This window comes from Treponema sp. UBA6852 (assembly GCA_002449305.1).
In the GTDB taxonomy this organism is placed as follows: Bacteria; Spirochaetota; Spirochaetia; order Treponematales; family Treponemataceae; genus Treponema_D.
In genome coordinates this window covers 74360-89227 of sequence record DKDI01000032.1, presented here as the reverse complement: position 1 = coordinate 89227, position 14868 = coordinate 74360, and the positions used below count along the sequence as shown (strand labels likewise).

The 14868-nt window shown below is 37.2% G+C and carries 13 protein-coding genes; 7 read left to right on the top strand and 6 right to left on the bottom strand.

Going from position 1 to position 14868, the window contains the following annotated elements; translation table 11 throughout:
• The first annotated feature begins 17 nt into the window (after nucleotides 1-17).
• Both B3209_RS06575 and B3209_RS06570 read left to right on the top strand, forming a co-directional pair.
• Nucleotides 18-689: an HAD family hydrolase gene (locus B3209_RS06575; protein ID WP_296664224.1), complete on the top strand. Its 672-nt coding sequence runs from the start codon at nucleotides 18-20 to the stop codon at nucleotides 687-689.
• A 41-nt stretch (nucleotides 690-730) separates the two neighbouring features.
• Nucleotides 731-6166, top strand: a complete 5436-nt coding sequence (locus B3209_RS06570) for a SpiroCoCo family coiled-coil protein (RefSeq protein WP_296664225.1) — start codon at nucleotides 731-733, stop codon at nucleotides 6164-6166.
• 37 nt (nucleotides 6167-6203) lie between these two features.
• On the opposite strand, the gene B3209_RS06565 is transcribed toward B3209_RS06570, so the two are convergent.
• The 4 genes from B3209_RS06565 to B3209_RS06550 form a co-directional block, all read right to left on the bottom strand.
• Complete coding sequence (locus B3209_RS06565; protein ID WP_296664226.1) at nucleotides 6204-6890, bottom strand: aspartate/glutamate racemase family protein; 687 nt, start codon at nucleotides 6888-6890, stop codon at nucleotides 6204-6206.
• A 165-nt stretch (nucleotides 6891-7055) separates the two neighbouring features.
• Nucleotides 7056-7493: a pyridoxamine 5'-phosphate oxidase family protein gene (locus tag B3209_RS06560; protein ID WP_296664227.1), complete on the bottom strand. Its 438-nt coding sequence runs from the start codon at nucleotides 7491-7493 to the stop codon at nucleotides 7056-7058.
• A 10-nt stretch (nucleotides 7494-7503) separates the two neighbouring features.
• Entirely contained in the window at nucleotides 7504-7941 is a 438-nt protein-coding gene (locus tag B3209_RS06555; RefSeq protein ID WP_296664228.1) for a MarR family transcriptional regulator, read from the bottom strand.
• A gap of 125 nt (nucleotides 7942-8066) precedes the next feature.
• Nucleotides 8067-8417 (bottom strand): helix-turn-helix domain-containing protein, encoded by a 351-nt coding sequence (locus B3209_RS06550; RefSeq protein ID WP_295795309.1) that lies wholly within the window; start codon nucleotides 8415-8417, stop codon nucleotides 8067-8069.
• A 99-nt stretch (nucleotides 8418-8516) separates the two neighbouring features.
• Here B3209_RS06550 and B3209_RS06545 point away from each other — a divergent pair, with 99 nt between their 5' ends.
• Both B3209_RS06545 and B3209_RS06540 read left to right on the top strand, forming a co-directional pair.
• Nucleotides 8517-9953, top strand: coding sequence for an MBOAT family O-acyltransferase (locus B3209_RS06545; RefSeq protein WP_296664230.1), 1437 nt, complete (start codon nucleotides 8517-8519; stop codon nucleotides 9951-9953).
• 23 nt (nucleotides 9954-9976) lie between these two features.
• The gene (locus tag B3209_RS06540) at nucleotides 9977-10924 is read left to right on the top strand and encodes a hypothetical protein (protein ID WP_296664231.1); all 948 of its coding nucleotides are present in this window, start codon (nucleotides 9977-9979) and stop codon (nucleotides 10922-10924) included.
• 11 nt (nucleotides 10925-10935) lie between these two features.
• Here the strand turns inward: B3209_RS06540 and B3209_RS06535 are convergent, their stop codons facing one another.
• On the bottom strand, nucleotides 10936-11388 hold the full coding sequence (locus tag B3209_RS06535; RefSeq protein ID WP_296664232.1) for a GNAT family N-acetyltransferase: 453 nt from the start codon (nucleotides 11386-11388) through the stop codon (nucleotides 10936-10938).
• Nucleotides 11389-11460: 72 nt separating this feature from the next.
• Here B3209_RS06535 and B3209_RS06530 point away from each other — a divergent pair, with 72 nt between their 5' ends.
• Nucleotides 11461-12216 carry an NERD domain-containing protein gene (locus B3209_RS06530; RefSeq protein ID WP_296690226.1) on the top strand — a complete coding sequence of 252 codons (756 nt, stop codon included), beginning with the start codon at nucleotides 11461-11463 and terminating at the stop codon, nucleotides 12214-12216.
• A gap of 51 nt (nucleotides 12217-12267) precedes the next feature.
• Here the strand turns inward: B3209_RS06530 and B3209_RS06525 are convergent, their stop codons facing one another.
• Nucleotides 12268-12450 (bottom strand): hypothetical protein, encoded by a 183-nt coding sequence (locus B3209_RS06525; RefSeq protein WP_296664322.1) that lies wholly within the window; start codon nucleotides 12448-12450, stop codon nucleotides 12268-12270.
• Between the two features lie 94 nt (nucleotides 12451-12544).
• Here B3209_RS06525 and B3209_RS06520 point away from each other — a divergent pair, with 94 nt between their 5' ends.
• Nucleotides 12545-14323 (top strand): hypothetical protein, encoded by a 1779-nt coding sequence (locus tag B3209_RS06520; protein WP_296664321.1) that lies wholly within the window; start codon nucleotides 12545-12547, stop codon nucleotides 14321-14323.
• A 22-nt stretch (nucleotides 14324-14345) separates the two neighbouring features.
• Nucleotides 14346-14786 (top strand): hypothetical protein, encoded by a 441-nt coding sequence (locus B3209_RS06515; protein ID WP_296664320.1) that lies wholly within the window; start codon nucleotides 14346-14348, stop codon nucleotides 14784-14786.
• Nucleotides 14787-14868 lie beyond the last annotated feature (82 nt).

Below are 14868 nucleotides of genomic sequence, written 5' to 3'. Positions count from 1 at the left end.
TTATATAATTGAAATGTATGTTCGAAGGAATTGAAGCAGTCGCATTTGATATTGACGGAACTCTTTATCCGTCCTGGAGACTTTATCTTCTTATGCCGCTGTATGTGATTAAGCATTTTAAGTTTTATCTTCATTACAATAAAATCCGCAAGATTCTTCATAGAACTGCGCCGCTGTCTGATTTTTATGAATTTCAGGCAAGACTTTTTGCAGAGGAAACAAAACTTTCTGTTGACGAATCAAAAAAAATTATAAATGAAGTTTGCTATGAAGGAATAAAAATTTTTTTTAAAAAGATAAAACCGTACAGCCATGCCGTCGAATGTATAAAAGCCATGAAATCTGCCGGATTGAAAATTGGAATTCTTTCTGATTTTCCACCGTCACAAAAAGGTGACATTTGGGGAATTAAACAGCTTTGCGATGTTTGCATTGGCTCAGAAGAATCAGGAGCTTTAAAACCTTCTGTTTATCCGTTTGGAATTTTGAGCAGAAAACTTGATGTTCCTCCAGAAAAAATTCTTTATGTGGGAAATAGTAGAAAATACGATGTGCTTGGCGCGAACAATGCTAAAATGAAGAGCGCGTATATTCTTACAGGTTTTCGCCGGCTGTTTGGAATAAAACTTCCAGATGCTGATATTTCATTTAAAAATTATCGTCAGCTTGAAAAAATTGTGTTAAAATAGATAAAACTTCTTTTTAAATAAATTTGGGCGGGAAATAAAAAGTGATTACTATATTAGGAATTGTCATTGCGGTAGTTTTGTCTGCGATTGTTTCTGTTATTATTCAGCAGACTGGTAAAAATGAAAATTCAATGGAAAAAGTCAAACGCTATGCAAACCAGCGTCAGGCTGAATTTGATGATTATTTTGAAAAGCAGACGGAATCTATAAAACTTCTTGCAAACGATTTGGATACAAAAGACATTCAAGTTAAGGCTGCAATAAAAAGAATGCAGATGCAAATTGACGAGTGCCGCCAGACCACAGAGAATTTTGAAAATCCTGTCCAGAATATAGAAAACATAAAAAATAAAATTGAAGCTTATGATAAAGTTTTGCAGAATCTTATGGAAATGACAGCTGCGGTTGAGCAAAATCTTGATTCTGTAAAAAAAGAAGCTCTTGTTGTGGACAAAGTAAATTCCAAGCTTTCCAGACAAAATCAAATTCTTGAAGCTGTGGAGAAAAAAGTTTCTGATGTTACAAAGCAGTTCTCTGTAAAAAATTCTGAGCAGCTCAAGGCGATTGGTTCTGACTTGCTGAATCAGTACGAACAACGCGCTTCGGAAATTGATGCGACAACGGAAAAAGCCATAAAGCAAAATCAGGCTATCATGGAAAAAATTGAGGACGACATTCGCCAGGCGTATTCCAAAGCAATTGAAAATGCAAAACAGCTTGAAGACGAGTCGTTTGCAAAACTCAAAGATGAATCTCAAAAAAGAACTTCCGCTTGTCTTGATGAGGTTGAAGCTCAGACAAAACAAATCACTGCGATTATTGATTCAAGAATTTCTGAAACGCAAAAAAGCCTCGATGATAAAACAAAAACATTCAGCGATTCTTTAAAAGAACAGACTTCCGCAATTGAAGAAAAATTTAATGAGCGCACACAACGCATTACAGAAATGATTGATGCGCGCACAAATGTTCTCACTGGCACTTGGACAGAAAAAATTGAGGCATTGGAACAAGAACTTAAAGAAAATTCTGAAAACTTTGATTCCCACCTAGAGAATGCTATTGCTGGACTTGATAATTCTCTTGCTGAAAAAACTGGCGCGCTTGAAGATAAGATAAATGAATCTGCAGGAACTTTTGAAAGTGAATTTGCAGACAAAATAAAAGAACTTTCCGATATTGTTGAAAACTCTACTTCAAGAATTGAAGATGAATGCTCTGGAAAAATTTCTGAAATTGAAGAAAAATTCGAATACTCATCGTCTGGCATTCAAAATAAATTTTCAGAAAAACTTTCACAGATTGAATCTTATTTCAATGGAACTTCAAATTCTATTGAAGCCGGATACAAGGAGCGTGCTGATTCTCTTCAAAATGAATTGGAAAATAAATTTTCTGCCTTGCTTGAAACTTTCACAGAACAGGCGAAAATCTTTGAAGAAAAGACTTCGGCTTTTGAGGACAGCGTAAAGCAAAAATCTGATCTTCTTTCTTCTGAACTAGAATCAAATGTTTCTGATTTTTCAGAGCGGCTTAATTCTGAAATTTCTTCACTTGATTCGCAGCTGGAAGAAAAAACTTCACGACTGGAAGAACTTTTCAAAAGCAATGTGACTTCTCTTGAAAATGAATACAACTCAAAAACTTCTGAGCTTGAAAATTCTTTAGAGCAAAGTTACGCTGATATGTTCTCGAATATTGAAGAAAAAATGAAGGCGCTTTCAAAATCTTATGAGGAAAAATCTTCTTCAATGGATTTGACATTTGCAGATAAAAGCCGTAACGTTGTTCAATTTTTTGAAGATAAAACCCGCGAGCTTGAAGAAAGCTATGATTTGAAAACAAAGAAGCTAAAAGAATCTTTGGATTTAAATAATGAAAATGCAGAATCCGAAATGAAGAAAAAATCACAGGCACTTATTGCGTTGTTCAACGAGAAGTCTTCAAATTTGGATTCAAAACTCAAAGAAAAAATGCGTTCTCTTGATGCTGATTTGGATAAAAATGTTGATGAACTCAATGCAAAAATAAAACAGAAAACTGGTGCTGCAAACACTTCATTTGAAAATTCTATTTCAAAAATTGAAAACGAAATCCGCCAGAAAACAGCAGCACTTAATACAAGCTTCACTGACAAGTTTGATTCGATTGACGGCATATTTAAAAAGAAACTTGAAGACATAAATAACAAGGCTCTTGCAATTTCCACTGAAATTAAAAACCGCACAGACGGACTTGAGGATGACGTCCGCAGAAAACTTTCAAATCTTACAGAAGATGTAAAAAATCAGACTGCGCAGGCTGTTGAAAAATACAAGACAACGACTTCAACTTATACGCAGGATATTGAAGATAGAACTGATATTTTGCGTAAAGAACTTGCGGAACGAACAGAAGCTCTTGAGCGTCAAATTCATGAACGCGCGCAGGAAATTGAAAAGAAACTTGAAGAACTTGAAAACAATGTGGAAACTCAAACTTACGGAGCAATGGAGCAGTATAAGTCTACAACTTCTGAGTACACACAAAAAATTGAACAGAACACTAAGTCTTTAAAAGAAGAACTTGAAAATAAAACCCGCAATCTTCAGGAACTTATTGATGTGCGCACAAATGAAATTCAGTCTCTTTCCGAAGATGCAATTGTGGATGCAAAAAATCGATTTGAAGATGTCCAAAAAATAATTTCTGCAAAAACAGATGAAGTTTCAGGAAACGCTCTTGCGTATGTTGAAGATGCGCAAAAACAGATTGAAGAAAAAACTGACAGTCTTGTTTTAGATGCGAAAAATGCAATTGAAAAAGTTCAGGAACAGATTTCAAAAACAACAGAAAATGTAAATGAAATTACATTGGCGTTAAAGCAGGATGTAAAAGTTAATTCTGAAAAACTGCAAGCTTTGCAGAATTCTGTTGAAAGTCAGTCTTCTGAACTTGAAAAAAAATACGATGGAATGTTTTCTTCTATACTTGAAAAAGCGGAGAAAGATGAAAACGATGCTTATGAAAAGTTTAGCAGCTTGAGTTCTGCAAATCTTGACAAATACAAAGGTGATGTTCAAAAGCGCGTGGATGAAATGCATTCCGATATAAAAAATTCTCTTGGTTCTCTTGATGCGCAGACAAAATCGATAAAGGAAAATATAGATGGAACACTTTCTTCTATTCTTTCCCGCTACGAGCAAATTGAAAATAATGCAAAAGAAATTTCTGAGCGAATTGAAAATGAAAATGAAAGTAATTCTGAAAAACTCAAGGAATTTTCTTTGTCAATGCAAAATCAGATTGATGAGCTTAATGGAAGTTTGCTTTCCTCCACAAAAAATATCGCCGCCGAATGTGATGCTCGCCAAACAAAATATCTTGAAGCCTTGGACAGTCAGCTTGATGCTTATAAAAAGGAAATGGAGTATAGGTTTAAAAAACTTAATACTGCCGGAGCTGACGTTGATAAACTTGAATCTTCTTTAAGAAAACTTATGGATCAGAGCCAGAAAAAAGTTATAGGTGACTTTGAAAAATTTTCTGAAGGTGCGGAAAAAACTCAGGCTGATTTTGAAAAATCAATTGTTGCAAAATATGAAAAACTAAAAGTTGACTTGGATTCTGTTCAGACTTCACTTGATGAAATTAAAAAAGATTCCGCTGCCAAACTTAGCGCAAAGGTAAAAGTATTCGAAGATTCTTTTACAACTGATCTTGCGAAACGCCAAGACGATGTTGTTCTAAAACTTTCTGACTGGAAAAATAAATTTGATGCGCAGTTTTCTGATTTTACGGCAGAGTACGAAGTAAAACGAGAGGCTTTGGAAAAACAATATGACGATGCTCTTGCAAAACGAATTTCTGAACTTACAAAGAAAACTCTTGAACAGGAAAAGAAATTCCAGACAGCGTTGCTTTCCGGCCAGACAACTGTTCAGGAGCAAATCAATACAGTAAATCAAAAAATCCATGACTTTATCGAGCAATATAGAAATGAAATTCAGAAAACGATTGAAAATGCGGACGAATATTTAAAGACTGAAACCGACAGTTACAATGAGCGTATGAATGGACAGCTTGATAAAATTGAGCATGATTTGAATTCTAAGTTTGAAAATTTCCGCGAAATTCTTCTTTCAAAACAGGAGTCTCAGTCGGCGACAATTGATGCGGCAGTGCAGGAATTTACAGCTTGGAAAAATAGTCTTAAAGGAAAATATGAGGATGCATCTCAACAGATTGAGGATCAACTTAAACTTCTTGCAGATACAAATGATCAAAAAATAAATGACTTGCAAAAAGATTTCTCCGTTGCGGCAAACAAGGCTGCCGATGTTCTTGATGATTACGATAAAAAATCAAAAACTGCTCTTGCTGATTTCCGTGAGCAATATGAAAATATGCTTGCCAATGTAAAAAAATCAACGGCTGACCAAGAGGATTATGCGGATAAAAAAAGCAAGGAACTCAAAAGCAGATTTGATAAGCAGACCGATGAATATATGCGTGTTTATAATAATGCCTTTGATAAAATTGGCGAGGAGGCGAATAAGCTTCAGTTCCAAATTGATGAAATAAATAAAAGCATTGGAACTTTCAAAACTGAAACAGCGGTTTTTGACAAGGCTGACATTTTGAAAAAGCAGCTTGAAACTTCTATTGATGATTTGAATAAAAAAATTTCAGCAGTCAAAAATTTTGAGGAAAAACTTAATGACTTGTCTGCTCAGGCGCAACGTCTTGAAAAATTTGGCGATGATGTTAATTCCCGCTTAAATGCGTATAGTTCGGATAAATCTCGTTTGGACAGTATTGAATATAAATTCAATACGCTTATGAATTTAAGCAGCGGTATGGATTCAAAAATTCAGGAACTCACTTCTATGAGCGATGATATTTTGAATATGCAGGCAAAGGTTGGAAAATTTCAGGACAGCATTTCAAATGTTCAGTCAAAACTTGAACGGATAGAAAATAAGAAAGAAACCTATGACCGTGTTGCGGAAGAAGTTGACAGCTCATTTGAAAATATTTCACAGCTTGAAAAGCGTCTTGAAGAATGTTCAACTAAAGTTAATTCTCTGCCAGATGAAATCAAGTCAATGCAAAGCCACATTGATAAAATTATGAAGAATAGCGGAAAAATTAATGATGCCGTTGACAAAATAACTTCTTTGCAAAGTTTGATTGACGATGCGGAAGAACGCATTGCAAAAATTAAAGATTCACGTGATGGAATTCTTAATACCGAAGTTAGGCTGCAAAAACTTTATTCTGACGCCGATAGCAAGCTGAAGCTTCTTCATGACATTACAGCTAAGGAAGTTGGAAACAAGCCGTCCGCTGTAGCTGGTTCAAATATTACACCTCAGTTGAAGTCAAATGTCATTAAGCTGAAGAAAGACGGATGGAAAAATGCTGAAATTGCAAAGCGTTTGAAGATTGAAGAGAACATAGTAAATCTTATTCTTGAAATGGGAACTGATGAGTAAAAAGGAAGTCCGCTTTATGCGGACTTCTGTAAAAGATTTAAAGAGCTAATTCTACTGCATGTTTTGCATGAATTTCTGTTGTATCGAATAGTGGTAGTTCAAAATCATTTTGTTTTACAAGCAAACCTATTTCTGTGCAGCCAAGAATTATTCCGTCCGCTCCTTTGTTTTTCAAGCGCATCATTATTTCAAGCATTTTCTTTTTAGAACATTCTTCTATTTTTCCAATGCAGAGTTCATGAAAAATAACATTGTTGATTTGCTCAATGTCTTTTTCATCGGGAACAATAACAGTTATTCCTTGCTCGATTAAACGCTGTTTGTAGAAGTCTTGAACTAATGTATATTTTGTTCCAAGAAGACCGGCATTGAAAGTTTTTCTTTTCTTCAGTTCAGAAACCGTTGCATCGGCAATATGGATTACAGGAATCGTTACCATTGACTGAATCTGTGTATAAACTTTGTGCATTGTGTTGGTGCAGATTAAAATAAAATTTGCTCCTGACATTTCAAGTTTTTTTGCAGCTTCTCCAAGAATTAAACCGCTTTTTTCCCAGTTTCCACATGACTGGCATTTTTCAATTTCATCGAAGTCAACACTGTAAAGAATTATTTTTGCAGAGTGAAGTCCACCAAGTTTTGTTTTGATTTCTTCATTTATGATTTTGTAATATGGAATTGTGCTTTCCCAACTCATTCCGCCGATAAGTCCGATTGTTTTCAATTTTCTCCTCCAATGCAAATGTTTTTATAACCAATGTTATTTTTTTTACAGAGTTTATCTTAAAAAGGAAAAACAATCAACAGAAATATTCCGCTGATTGTTTTTCAGGTTTATATAAGCTAAATATTTTTTTACATCGCAGGTGGTAGCTACGATAATGGCTTATTATTCCACCTCCTCAATCGAAAGCGTCATGTTCGCAAGTCCATGGTAATAGTTTACGCTTTGTGCGGTGAAGCGGTAGACGCAGTAGTCGGAATCGTCTATGCCTTTCGGGTAATACATTTCAAATCCGTCGCGCCAGAGCATTGCCTTTGTGTCGTGGTCGGTGCAGACTTCGATTGTGCCTGTAAAGAGCGCGCCCTTGTATTTGTCCTTTGTGTCGTCAACGTAGTACACGCAGGCTTTTGGATTTGCCCTGAACTGAGCGACGCGCCGGGAGCTTGTATTCGTCGAAAAATACTGAATCTTCATGCTTTCGCTTTCGAGTACGAGCATTCCCTTGATCTGCGGAAATCCCTCTCCGTTCACCGAACCGACATAGGCGACATTCGCGTTTTTTCTGAGTGCGATGATTTCTTCTTTGGCTTTTTCTTTGTTCATTATTATCCTCCTATAAATAATTATTAAGATTCTCAAGCACTTTCCCAAGAGCCGATTCAAAACTGAAAATTTCCTCATCAGAAAATCCCCTGTAAAAAATTTTGTTCATCTGCTCGGAAACCTTGTCGTACTTTTTCCGGAGCTTTCTTGCCTTCTGCGTCAGCCTGATTCTGACAGTCCGCCTGTCTTCCGCGCTGTATGTGCGCACCGCAAGCTCCTGCGACTCAAGTCGGTCGAGCATCCCGGTGAGTGTCGTCTTCGCAAGACCGGTTTTTTCAGAAAGTTCCCTGATTGGAATGTCGTCGTTTTCCCAGAGCACAAAAAGAATTCTTCCCTGCGCTCCGTTGAATTCCGCGATTCCCTGTTCATCCAGAAGCCGCTCAAAAATGCGTCCCTGAATCTGCTTTATCTTGCTGATGTAAAACCCTCCGTTCGTCTTATTTAGCAATCTGATTTCCTTCTGTCTGTTTTATACGAAAGAGTATAGTACTATATAGAACTATTTGTCAAGATGAAATTTTGTAATATGTGGAAAAAGAGTGGACTACGGACAGATTGTATACGGCTTTCTTTTTATTCTTTTTTCATTTTATCAAGAGACTTGTTCAGGACTTTTCGTATTTCTTCTATTACTTTAGACTGAATCTGATTTTGAATTGAAATGTTTTCGTCTGTTTTTTCAATGACTACTTTTTTCTTTGTCTGTGGAATAAAAAGCTGGTAAACTTCCACTTGCAGTGCGTCTGCAATTTTCACAAGATTTTCGCTTCTTGGCCAGCGTCTCATACCTTCGATGTCATTGATGTTCTGTGAAGAAAGTCCGCATTTTTCAGCAAGTTTTTCTTGTGTGAATTTATTCTTGCGGTATTTTTTTATGTTTTCCGAAAGCGTTTTTTTTAGTTCCTGTTCTGTCATTACTTGCATTTTGCAAGTCTATTTGTTTTATTTACACTAGCAAAATGCGTATTGTTTTGTTATACTATCAATCTGCAAGTATTATATTTTTTCGTTTGGAGCTGTTTTATGTCTTTTGTTTCCTTTGAATTTCTGATTTTCTTTGTACTTTTTTCATCAGTTTATTTTCTTGAGCAGAAATTCTTTTTCAGGAAATTCTTGAATCAGTTGATTTTGTTTATCGCAGGAATTTTATTCTACAGTTTTGCCGGAATAAAATTTCTGCCATTTCTTCTGTTCTCATGCGCTTCATCCTGGCTGCTCGCATTTCTTGTAAGAAAAAGCCGTGCTTTGCTTTTAACTTCTGTCGCCTTGGAACTTCTTCCGCTGATTTTTTTCAAGTACATAAATTCGGTTCTCTCTTTATTTTTGGAGCAGCATTTCACATTTATTCTGCCGCTTGGAATTTCTTTTTTCACGTTTCAAAGTCTCGGTTATCTTCTTGATGTCCGTAGAGGAAATATCGAACCTGAAAAAAATCTTCTGACGGTGAGTCTGTTCGTCTCATTTTTTCCGACAGTCTCAAGCGGTCCGATTCAGCGTGCGGAAAATCTGATTCCGCAGTTTTCAAGGATAAACGCTTTTGACTACGGCAATGCCACTGACGGAATGAAATTATTCGCTTGGGGATTTCTGAAAAAATTCATAGTCGCCGACTCGATTTCAGTTTATGTGAATTCCGTTTATTCGTCTCCGCTTCAAATATACGGATGCGCAGTTCTGCTCGCAACGCTTTTTTATTCCTTTCAGATTTATTTTGATTTTTCGGGCTACAGCGACATGGCGATTGGAATCAGCAGATTTTTGGGCTTTGACATCGGAAAAAATTTTGACCATCCGTATCTTTCAAAAGGCTGCTCGGAGTTTTGGCGCAAGTGGCACGTCAGTTTAAGTTCCTGGCTTCGCGATTACATTTACATTCCTTTGGGCGGAAGCCGATGCTCGTTGCCGAGAGTCTGCCTGAACCTCATGCTCACGTTTCTTGCAAGCGGAATATGGCACGGAGCTTCGTTCAGTTTTGTAATTTGGGGCGCGCTGCACGGATTGTACGTCTGCCTTGAACGGATTTTCAGAAAGCGGCTGGAAAAAAATCCTTCGTTGCTTCGGATTTTCGGAACGTTCCTGCTTGTTTCATTTGCCTGGATATTCTTTCGCGCGGAAAATGTTCACGATAGTTTTATGTTGATAAAAAAATTATTTCATATTCCGTTTGAAATTTTCAGGACTTTTCCGGCTTTGACCTCCAGTTTCGGAATTAAGGAAAGCGTGCGCCAGCTGTTTGCATTGAGCGATGAAGTGAAAGGGCTGACAGGAATCATATTCATTTTCTTGAAAATTCTTCCGGTTGCGGCAATTGAATTATTCACGTACAAAAAAAGTGGACTTGAGATAATAAGGTCGCAGAAAACCGCAGTCCGCTGGTTTCTTTATTCCGTCTTTGTGCTTTTTGTTTTGCTGAACATTCCGCAGAGCCGGTCAACGTCGTTTTTGTATTTCAATTTTTAAAGTAGAGGAGAGCATAGTAAAATATGAAAAAATTTCTTCTGAAACTTCTGTGCCTTGCCGCAATTACTTTTGGAATGTTTGTGCTTGGATTCCTTTGCCTTGTTTTTGCCGCACCGCAGTACAAATATTCCTACAACGCAAGTCTGATTGATAAAATTGATTTCCTGAAAAAATCTCCGTCTCCAAAAATAATCCTGTGCGGAAATTCAAATCTTGCGTTCGGAATAAATTCAAAACTGATGGAAAATGAATTCGGTATGCCGGTTGTGAATTTGGGACTTCACGGCGGACTTGGAAACGCCTTTCACGAGGAAGCCGCAAAACTCAACATTCAGGCCGGGGACATTCTGATTGTTTGCCATTCGTGGTATTCAGATGACGATAAAATTTCCGATCCGCTGCTTGCCTGGACGACTCTGGAAAATAATTTCAGCCTTTACAAAATTCTGCGAAGAAAAGATTTTTTTGACATGGCGAAGTCTTTTCCGAAGTATACTGCAAAAATAATGTTGCTATGGATTACAAAAAAGGGCAACGGAATTCCGTCTGACTGCTACACAAGAACCGGATTCAATAAAAACGGCGATTTGATTTATCCGCGCGAATACGACAAAAATTTGTTTGACAACTCTGTTCATTCGTCTGTTCCCCTGATAAATGATGTCTGCGCAAAAAGGTTGAACCGGCTTTCTGAATATTGCGCCCAAAAAAATGCGACGCTTTTAGTTGCGGGTTTTCCGATTATGCAGAGAAGCTGCGAAGTTTTGAACAGAAGCGAATACGAAAACTTTCAGACGAATCTTGCGGAAAAACTTGACTGCCTGATAATTTCTGATTTTACAGATTACATTTATGATGAAAGTCTGTTCTATAATACGAGCCTTCATCTGACTAACGAGGAAGCTGAGATCCGCACAAGGCAGCTGATAAACGACTTGAAAAAATACTTTGGTAGCGTGCAGGAAAACTGAAAAGTTCAATTTTACAATTTGTACTGCATGAAGTTCTGATTATGTACAAAGCCGAAATCCGTGTAAAGCTTTACGCCCATATCTGACGCCGTTATCTGAACCGTTTTGCAGCCGTAGTCCTTCGCTTCTTTTACGACACGGCTCAAAAGTTCCCTTGCTATTCCTTTTCTTCGGTAATCTGGATTTGTGAACATGCTCGAAAGCAATCCGATTTTTCCGCTTGGGCAGGCGAAGTACGGCGGCTTTTCCACAAAGGACATTCCGCTTGTTCCCACAATTTTTTCTCCGTCAAACGCAAGATAGGAAACGAAAGTTCCGTCCGCAAGGTGTCGAAGATAATAATCTTTAAGCGCAGGCCGCAAATCAATTTCTTCCGTTGCACCTTCTTCTCGAAGCTGATTGATTCTCATCTCGATAAAAGTTTCCAGTTCGTTTTTTGTAAGTCGTTTGTATTCTATTGGCATTTTGGGTTTCTCCTACTATAAAAGTCAATTTCAATTATAGCAAAAATCATAGAACTGTGATATTTTCAAACTATGGAATTTTTGCCATTTTTGTTTTTTGTTGCCTTGCTTGCATTTTTCATTTTTCTTGCTAAAAACCGTGCAAAAATAAAAGGCAGAATCGGAGAAATCAGCGTTGCAAGCCGTCTGAATTTGCTGAATCACAATGACTACAAAATCTTGAACAATGTTATTCTTCAGACTAAAAACGGCGGAACAGTTCAGATAGACCATATTATTGTTTCGGTTTACGGAATTTTCGTGATTGAGACGAAAAACTACAAAGGCTGGATTTTCGGAAATGAAAACGCCGAAAACTGGATGCAAGTCATCTACAAAGAAAAAAATCAGTTCAGAAATCCCATAAAGCAAAACTGGGCTCACGTTTACGCGCTGAAAAATTTGCTTGCCGATTTTCCAAACGCGAAGTTTATGCCGATTGTCGTTTTTACAGGAAGCGGAATCCTAAAGGAAATATCCGCAAGCAGCATTGTTGTTTATGACACAAGACTTTTGCGGGCGATAAAAAATGAATCAAGGGAAGAAAATCTTTCGCCGAAAGAAGTTTATGATATTATTCAGGTGATTGAATCACACAACATTCAGGACAGAAAAAACGAAAAGCAGCACGTTGAAAACATTCACAAAACCGTAACAGAAAATCGCTTGAAAGCGAAAAATCAAATTTGCCCAAAATGTGGCAATGAACTGAAACTCCGAAACGGAAAATACGGAAAATTTTACGGCTGCTCAAACTATCCGTACTGCAAATTTACAATGAAGTTTTAGTGCATTTTGAAAAAATGTATACAGTACGCAATGTGTCGATTTTTTTCCCTACTATTCAACCCACTGAATAAACGCTGTTTTGTAGGTGCTGTTGTAGCCGTCGCACTCGTAGAAGTTTTTAGTGGATTCTCTTTTTGAGCCAGTCAGGAGCATCATTTTGGGCTTTGGCGATTTGATTTGCATATAAGAAACGCTTCTTGTGAATTTTTCACAATTTTTTATGTAAAATTTCATAATCTTTCTTGTAGGGTTTCATGCAAAAATTTCCTTTTCTCAGCATATAATTTCACTACTGATATAAGTCATGCTGAAAAATGGAGGCAAAATAATGAGTGTAAATCAAAGTGCATTGTCGGTTCTGCAACAGTCGGTTACAGCATCAAATGCAGAGGCAGGTGCGAAGTCGGCTCTGGCAACCTGGAAAGGAATGTGCGTTAGTTGGGAGCAGGAAACGGCTGATGCAGTGGGAAAGGCTTCGGCAAACTATGCAATAAAATGGAACAATGCGGTAATGCCCGAAATCGATGCGAAAATTCAAAAATTTCAGGCTGAATATGATGAAAAAAAATCCCAGTATGATGCTGTTAAAGACCAGTATGACGCTGCGGAACAGGCAGTCAGTGATGCTCAAAGAGATATGGATGCCTGCATGGATTATGAGGATAATGAGTGGCATGGAAGTGGCATGTTTAATGGTATGCAAACTGCTGGCGGAAAAGGTGCTGGTCCTCGCCAAAAAATTATTGTAGACCGACTAGGTTATAATGAAGCAAAAAAGCGTGAGGCTATGGCAAAAGCAGAATTAAACCGCTATAAAGGGCAGGTTGACAATTGGAAGAGACAAATGAATGCGGCTGAATCCTGCTTAGAAAAGGCGGAAAACGAAAAAGAAGTCCTTGCAAATAAAATCGAAGATTTCATTCTTGATGTTTACGAACTTAATCTCATGAACGAAAGCGTTGAATTCTTGAGCACAATCAAAAATTCCCAGATAACATTGTCGCAGGGTACAAAAGACGAGCTTTTCTCAAGGCTTTTCTTCATTCAGAACGCCTACAGAAAACAATTTGAAAAATTCGAGGAACTTATAAAGAAAGAAGGCAAAACTTATGAAAAGCAACAGTTTGTAAAAACACCTAAAAGCATTTTGTATTCAGCCGCACGCAAAATCAAGGCGAAAAAAATCAAGGGAAGGATTGTCACTGCTTTGACTTCAAATGATATATATTCCGCAAAACTATCTTATTCAGCAAAGAGCGAATTTATTGTTCCGAAAAAGAAGGTGGAAACAGCAACACAAAAAATACAGGCTCTCTGCAAGAATTTTGTGCTTGGTATAGACCGGAAGAATTTTAAAATAGAAATGAACAAAAATTATGAAAACGATGAAATTGCATCAAATCTTGAGCAGTTTGGTTCACAGTTTGAAGAATATTGCTCCGAATATACAACCTTGCTCGACGAATTCCATGCAAATAGAGCTTCAAACAGCAAAGTCAAGATTCTGATTGGGAAAATCGGGAACTGGCATCTGAACCACTGGCCTAAACTTTGGTATAAAATTGTTTCTATTCTGTCTGCTGTTCTTGTTGCAGCAGTGCTTGGTTTTGGAATTTTTATAGGAATTGATACGGTAAAACGAAATGACAAATACAAAAAATCATTTGTCGAATGGACTGTTACTAACAATAATGAAACGAATGAATTCTCTTCGGCAAGTAAAAACTTCAAACTTGAAGAATCATTAATGAGGCATGTTTATATGTATGCCATAGCAGAAAACGAAGTTCAGGACAAAATTCAATCTTGTAAAACGAGAATTGAATCAAATCCTGATAGATGCCTTCCATTCTCTGACGAACTTAACGTCTGGCTCAAGGAAAATCTTTCGGGCTGCCTTGCCGTAGGAAAAACAACAGTGGTTTTTCTTAGCATCGACGATTATACTGGCGAAATTACAAAGCGAACTGGAAAGCGAAATTCGCATCATAGATACTATGGTGTTTTTGAGATTGCGACTGCGGATGACGGCTCTATAGTCTCAATTACTGATTTAACTGGTTTAGGATTATATGAACAATATAAGTATAACATGCATAAAATGTAAATAATATGACAGGAGGTTTTTTATGTCAGAAAACAATTATGGATATTGCAATTACTGTGGAGAATACAGACCGCTAAAATGGAATGGCGGATACTGCTCAAAAAAATGCTATTGCGAATCAGGACAGCAGGAACAGGACGCAATTGATGAAGAACGTTATCAGTTAATGTGGTATTACAGGGATGATGTGGGCGCATTCATATTCCGCTCGATAGTAATGTCCATCGGCTGGATGATTTATTATCTGATTGTGGCAAAAGTCTGCATGAAGTTCAATCTCGTGGGATTGGCAAGATTCCTTGGGATTTTTCAATTTCCATCGAATGTAATAATTCCTGTGGTTCTTGCCATTGTACAAAATATCATAGTACGAGGCAAAGGAAAAAGTTTCCGCTGGTTCATTCAGTTTGGAATTCCGATAGTGCTTTCAATAGCTATTATCATCTACATGAAACTCCAATAGGTTTAATTCAACGGCCGTAAGTTTTTCTTGCGGTCGTTTTTTTATATTCAAACTGACATATATTAAAATTGAACAACTTACA

What these genes read in the sequence shown, in the direction of transcription:
- B3209_RS06540 (WP_296664231.1), top strand. Translation starts at nt 9,977, where the DNA reads ATGAAAAAATTTCTTCTGAAACTTCTGTGCCTTGCCGCAATTACTTTT.
- B3209_RS06560 (WP_296664227.1), bottom strand. Translation starts at nt 7,493, where the DNA reads ATGAACAAAGAAAAAGCCAAAGAAGAAATCATCGCACTCAGAAAAAAC.
- B3209_RS06530 (WP_296690226.1), top strand. Translation starts at nt 11,461, where the DNA reads ATGGAATTTTTGCCATTTTTGTTTTTTGTTGCCTTGCTTGCATTTTTC.
- B3209_RS06575 (WP_296664224.1), top strand. Translation starts at nt 18, where the DNA reads ATGTTCGAAGGAATTGAAGCAGTCGCATTTGATATTGACGGAACTCTT.
- B3209_RS06520 (WP_296664321.1), top strand. Translation starts at nt 12,545, where the DNA reads ATGAGTGTAAATCAAAGTGCATTGTCGGTTCTGCAACAGTCGGTTACA.
- B3209_RS06550 (WP_295795309.1), bottom strand. Translation starts at nt 8,417, where the DNA reads ATGCAAGTAATGACAGAACAGGAACTAAAAAAAACGCTTTCGGAAAAC.
- B3209_RS06515 (WP_296664320.1), top strand. Translation starts at nt 14,346, where the DNA reads ATGTCAGAAAACAATTATGGATATTGCAATTACTGTGGAGAATACAGA.
- B3209_RS06535 (WP_296664232.1), bottom strand. Translation starts at nt 11,388, where the DNA reads ATGCCAATAGAATACAAACGACTTACAAAAAACGAACTGGAAACTTTT.
- B3209_RS06545 (WP_296664230.1), top strand. Translation starts at nt 8,517, where the DNA reads ATGTCTTTTGTTTCCTTTGAATTTCTGATTTTCTTTGTACTTTTTTCA.
- B3209_RS06525 (WP_296664322.1), bottom strand. Translation starts at nt 12,450, where the DNA reads ATGAAATTTTACATAAAAAATTGTGAAAAATTCACAAGAAGCGTTTCT.